At 73.1% G+C, this 5,321-nt stretch carries 4 protein-coding genes; all 4 read left to right on the forward strand.

From position 1 onward, the window contains the following. Positions 1-239 precede the first annotated feature (239 nt). The 4 genes from ACWGE1_RS39985 (at position 240) to ACWGE1_RS40000 (ending at position 5,201) form a co-directional block, all read left to right on the forward strand. Positions 240-2,177 (forward strand): alpha/beta fold hydrolase, encoded by a 1,938-nt coding sequence (locus tag ACWGE1_RS39985; protein WP_453425386.1) that lies wholly within the window; start codon positions 240-242, stop codon positions 2,175-2,177. A 112-nt stretch (positions 2,178-2,289) separates the two neighbouring features. Next, positions 2,290-2,868, forward strand: coding sequence for a hypothetical protein (locus tag ACWGE1_RS39990; protein ID WP_453425387.1), 579 nt, complete (start codon positions 2,290-2,292; stop codon positions 2,866-2,868). A gap of 5 nt (positions 2,869-2,873) precedes the next feature. Beyond that, complete coding sequence (locus tag ACWGE1_RS39995) at positions 2,874-3,416, forward strand: hypothetical protein (RefSeq protein ID WP_453425388.1); 543 nt, start codon at positions 2,874-2,876, stop codon at positions 3,414-3,416. Positions 3,417-3,503: 87 nt separating this feature from the next. Next, the gene (locus ACWGE1_RS40000) at positions 3,504-5,201 is read left to right on the forward strand and encodes an AMP-binding protein (protein ID WP_453425389.1); all 1,698 of its coding nucleotides are present in this window, start codon (positions 3,504-3,506) and stop codon (positions 5,199-5,201) included. Positions 5,202-5,321 lie beyond the last annotated feature (120 nt).

The following is a 5,321-nucleotide window of genomic DNA, read 5'->3' on the forward strand; positions in this document are numbered from 1 at the left end:
CCCGGACCGGGAGCACCCCGCCGGCCCGGCGAGGGCGAAGTACAGGGCGGCCCGCACTCCTCACGGACGACGCCGCGCCCGCCTCCGCTTCGGCCACGGGCACGGCCGAGCAGCTGATCGCCTGGGAGCCCGAGGAGTAGCCGGTCCGTACCGCGTCCGCCTCGGTGACCGTCCCCGGGCGGGCCGGGGGCTCGGGGGTGGTGCTCGGCGGCCGGGCACGGGTTTCTACGATCACAGGCGTGCGCCATTCCTTCCTCCACCGCGGCCGCCGTTTGTCCTACCTCGATTTCGGCGGGCCCGGCCGGCCCGTACTGGCCCTGCACGGGCACTACAACGAGGCCGCCGCGTTCGCTCCGCTGGCCGCCGCACTCGCCCCGGACTGGCGGGTGTTGGCGCTGGACCAGCGCGGGCACGGGGAGTCCGATCGCGCCGACTCCTACGGCCGCAAGGACTACGTCGAGGACGTGGCCGCCTTCCACGACCACCTCGGGCTCGGCCCGCTGCCGGTGGTGGGGCACTCCCTCGGCGGGGTCAACGCCTACCAGTACGCCGCCCGCCGCCCCGGACGCGTCTGCGCCCTGGTCGTCGAGGACATCGGCGCCGTCGTCGACATCGACACCGCCTTCACCCGCCGCCTGCCCGGACCGCAACCCACCCGTGAAGCCCTGGCCCAAGCCCTCGGAACCGCCGCACCCTACCTGGAGTGCTCGTTCCGCGAGAAGGACGGCGGGTGGGGATTCTCCTTCGACGCCGAAGACACCATCGCCTCCCAACAGGCCCTCACCGGCGACCACTGGGCCGACTGGACGACCCTGACCTGTCCGACCCTCCTCGTCCACGGAACCCACAGCGACGAGATCACCCCCGACCACGCCCGCGAGATGCACGCCCGCCATCCGGGCCCCGTCCGCCGGGTCGAACTCGCGGCCGGACACGTCGTCCACCACGACGCCCCGGACGACTTCGCACACGCCCTCCGCACCTTCCTCGCCGCCGGCAACGTGGCGGCGGAGGACTCCTTCCTGATGCGGCGGCTGCGCCGGGCCGGTCTGGTGACGCTGGGCCGCACGGCCACGCCCGAATTCGCCTACAGCACCACCACGGAGCCGGTCCTGTACGGCGCCACCCGCAACCCCTGGGATCCCACCCGGACAGCGGGCGGCTCCAGCGGCGGGTCGGCCGCGGCCGTCGCCGCCGGCATCACTCCCCTCGCGCACGCCACCGATGCGGCCGGATCGATCCGGGTGCCGGCCGCCAGCACCGGGCTGTTCGGCCTCAAGCCCACCCGCGGCCGCATCTCCCTGGGGCCGGACGCCGACGAGGTCTTCAACGGCCTCGCGGTGCACGGCGGGCTCAGCCGGACCGTGCGGGACAGTGCGGCCCTGCTCGACCTGATCCAGGGTCCGGAGACCGGCGACCCCTACTTCGCGGAGCGCCCCCGCCGCCCCTACACCGAAGAGATCACCAGGGAACCCGGCCGCCTGCGCGTCGGCCTGGTCACCGTCCCCTGGAACGGGCGCGCCGTGGAACCGGCCGTGAGCGGGGCCGCCCTGGCCGCCGCCCGGCTGCTGGAATCGCTCGGCCACCGGGTCGACGTCACCACCGTGGATCTCGGCGCGAGCTGGGAGGAGTTCGTCCTCGCCAACGCCCGCCTGTGGTCCACGAACCTGGTGACGTGGATCGACGGCCTCGCCCGGGCGTTCGGCCGCCCCGTGGACGAGTCCACCGTCGAGCCCGAGATGCTCGCGAGCTACAGGTGGGGACTCGAGGTGAGCGGCGCGGAGTTCGTGCACGCCCTCGACGTGCGCAACCGGGTCGCCCGCTCGATCGGCGCCCACTTCGGGAACCAGGACGTGCTGCTCACGCCCACCCTCCCCGAGATACCGGTGGCCCTCGGCACCTACGGCCGGGGCGCGGAGAACGCCGACGGGCCGGGCTGGCTGGAGCACCTGTTCCACCGCTCGCCGTTCACCGCCGCTTTCAACGTCGCCGGCACGCCCGCGATGTCGGTGCCGCTCGCGTTCGACCCGGCCACCGGCATGCCGATCGGGGTCCAGTTCGCCGCGGGCTACGGACGCGAGGACGTGCTGTTCCGGCTCGCCGCGCAACTGGAGAAGGCCGCGCCCTGGGCGGAGCGCAGGCCTGCCGTGTGGGCGGGCGCGGCCCGGTCCGCCTGATCCCCCCGGGCGGGAACGCGCGCCGCCCGCGCACGAGGTGCACGAACCCGTCCGGGCGACGCGGGAACGGTGAAACGATCCGGCCCGCAGCACCCGCCCTACCGTGTCGGGCATGAAGCCGTTATGGACCGTGCTCACGATCACCTCGCTGGTCACCGGGATGACGGCGGCTGCGCCTGCGCAGGCCCCGGACGCATCCGTCCCGGCCGCCGCCCCGGCGGCGTACGCGGCGTGCTGGACGAAGTACTCGGGCGGGCAGGCCACCGATTCCCGCGGCAACTCCTCCGTCGACGGAGGGGAGCTCACCTATGACGACGCGACGAGCCTGGACGACGCCCTGTCGCACGCGGTGCGGTCCTGGAGCCTGGGCACGGTCCGGATCCGCAGGGACGGCGCGACGAGTTACGCCGACGTCGAGTTCAAGGACACGAACCGCACGGACGGGCAGTGGCGCGACCTGTACGGCTACTGGGAGCACGGCCCGGGCACCGACGTGATCTGGCTGAACCTGGCGAACCTGACGACGCCCGAGGCCAGGCGCAAGACGGCCGCTCACGAGCTGGGACACGCCCTCGGCTTCTGCCACAAGGACCCGTCGAGGTACTCCACGCTGATGGCACCGCACACCGGAGACATGGCACCGGCACCGACGGCCCAGGACAAGAAGAACTACGCACTGCTGTGGGGATGATGACCGTGAAGAAGAAGACGTGGGCGCTGGCCGGTGCCACGCTCGTCCTCGCCGCCGTCGCGCTGGGCGCCGCGAAGGTCGCGATGGAGCCGGGCCTCCCCCCGACCTCGTCGGCGGACGTCGGCTACCGGGCCACCGACGACCGCGAGGTCGCCGGTCACGCCGACGAGCTGGTGTGGGCGCGGATCACCGGCAGCACCGAGCACGCCCCGCTGTTCGGCGGCGGGCCGGTCCGCGTCGACTACCGGGCCCGGGTGCAGAAGGCGTTCAAGGGCACACCGCCGTCCTCGGTGACGGTGAGCGTCGTGTACGCGGACGGCGACGGGACGCGGATGGCCGAGGGCCGGTCCTACGTGATCGCGGTGGCACGCGGCGCGCAGGAGGGGGAACGCTGGATGCTGCCGGGGAGCGTCCATGTGGAAACACCGTCGCTGGACGACACCGGAGACTCCCGGCAGGGCGAGCACAATGCGTCCCTGCGCGAGGCGGCACCAGCGGGCCAGGGCGAGCGCTGGACACGGGCCGCGGCCCGGCAGATCGCCGACTGACCGGTGCCGGCCGCCCCTGCACGGGCACGCCGCGGACGGGCCTGTCCGGGCACGGCCTCTGGTGCCGCGGCCCGCCGCAAGGGGATCATGGGCGGCGCGCGTTGGCCGTCATCGCCGCAGCGAGTGCAGGAGGTACGTGTGTCCGTAGCGTCGAGTCGTGCGTCCGGGAGTTCCGGCGTCCCGCTGCTCCGCGAGACGATCGGGGACAACCTCGACCGGACCGTACGGCGCTTCCCCGCCCGGGACGCCCTGGTGGACGTGGCCGCCGGCCGCCGGTGGACGTACGCGGAGCTGGCCGCCGAGGTGGACGCCCTCGCCCTGGGGCTGCTGGACCTCGGGATCGTGCGGGGCGACCGGGTCGGCATCTGGGCGCCCAACCGCGCCGAGTGGACGCTGGTGCAGTACGCCACCGCGAAGATCGGGGCGATCCTGGTCACCGTCAACCCGGCGTACCGCTCCCACGAGCTGGAGTACGTGCTCGGGCAGTCCGGCATCCGGCTGCTGGTCGCGGCGGAACGCTTCAAGAGCTCCGACTACGCGGCGATGATCGAGGAGGTCCGGCCGCGCTGTCCGGGGCTGGAGTTCACCGTCCTGTTCGACGGCCCGCGGTGGGACGCGCTGCTGGAGCGCGGGCGCGGGGCGGATCCGGCCGCACTGGCGCGGGCGCAGGCCGCGCTGAGTCCGGACGATGCGATCAACATCCAGTACACCTCGGGCACCACGGGCTTCCCCAAGGGAGCCACCCTCTCGCACCACAACATCCTCAACAACGGCTTCTTCGTGGGCGAGTTGTGCGGGTACGACGAGCGCGACCGGGTGTGCATCCCGGTGCCGTTCTACCACTGCTTCGGGATGGTGATGGGCAACCTCGCCTGCACCAGCCACGGCGCGGCGATGGTGATCCCCGCGCCCGCCTTCGACCCGGCGGCGACGCTGGCGGCGGTGGAGGCGGAGGCCTGCACCTCCCTGTACGGGGTCCCGACCATGTTCATCGCCGAGCTGGCCTCCCCCGGGTTCGACGGGTACGACCTGTCGAGCCTGCGCACCGGGATCATGGCGGGTTCGCCCTGCCCGGTGGAGGTCATGACCGAGGTCATCGAGCGGATGGGGATGACCGAGGTCTCCATCTGTTACGGCATGACGGAGACCTCGCCGGTGTCCACGCAGACCCGTGTGGACGACTCGGTCGAGCGCCGGGTCTCCACGGTGGGCCGGGTCGGCCCGCACCTGGAGGTCAAGGTGGTCGATCCGCAGTCGGGCCGGACCGTCCCGCGCGGCACCCCGGGAGAACTGTGCACCCGGGGCTACTCGGTGATGCTCGGCTACTGGGGCGAGCCCGGGAAGACCGCCGAGGCCGTCGACCCGGAGGGCTGGATGCACACCGGCGACCTGGCGGTCATGGACGGTGACGGCTACCTGAGCATCACCGGCCGGATCAAGGACATGGTGATCCGGGGAGGCGAGAACCTCTACCCCCGTGAGATCGAGGAGTTCCTCCACGCCCACCCCGATGTCCTGGACGTCCAGGTGATCGGGGTGCCCGATCCGAAGTACGGGGAGGAGCTGATGGCGTGGGTACGGATGCGCGAGGGGGCCGAGGCGCTGACCGCGCAGGCCGTGCGCGCGTACTGCGCGGGGCGGCTGGCCCACTTCAAGATCCCCCGCTATGTCCACGTCGTGGAGGAGTTCCCGATGACCGTCACCGGGAAGATCCGCAAGATCGAGATGCGCGCGATGGCGGCCCGTCTGCTGGAGCAGGAGGCGACGGCGGCGGGCGGCGCCTGAGCCTGCCCGGCCCGCTCACCTTGGGCGTGGGGGCGGACGAACGGGGACTGCGGCGGGGCGCGCGGCTGCCGGTCGGTGTCACCGGCCGCGCGGGCCCCTGCTTCGCGGGGTGTTCGGGGA

It is taken from the genome of Streptomyces sp. NPDC054932 (assembly GCF_053610205.1).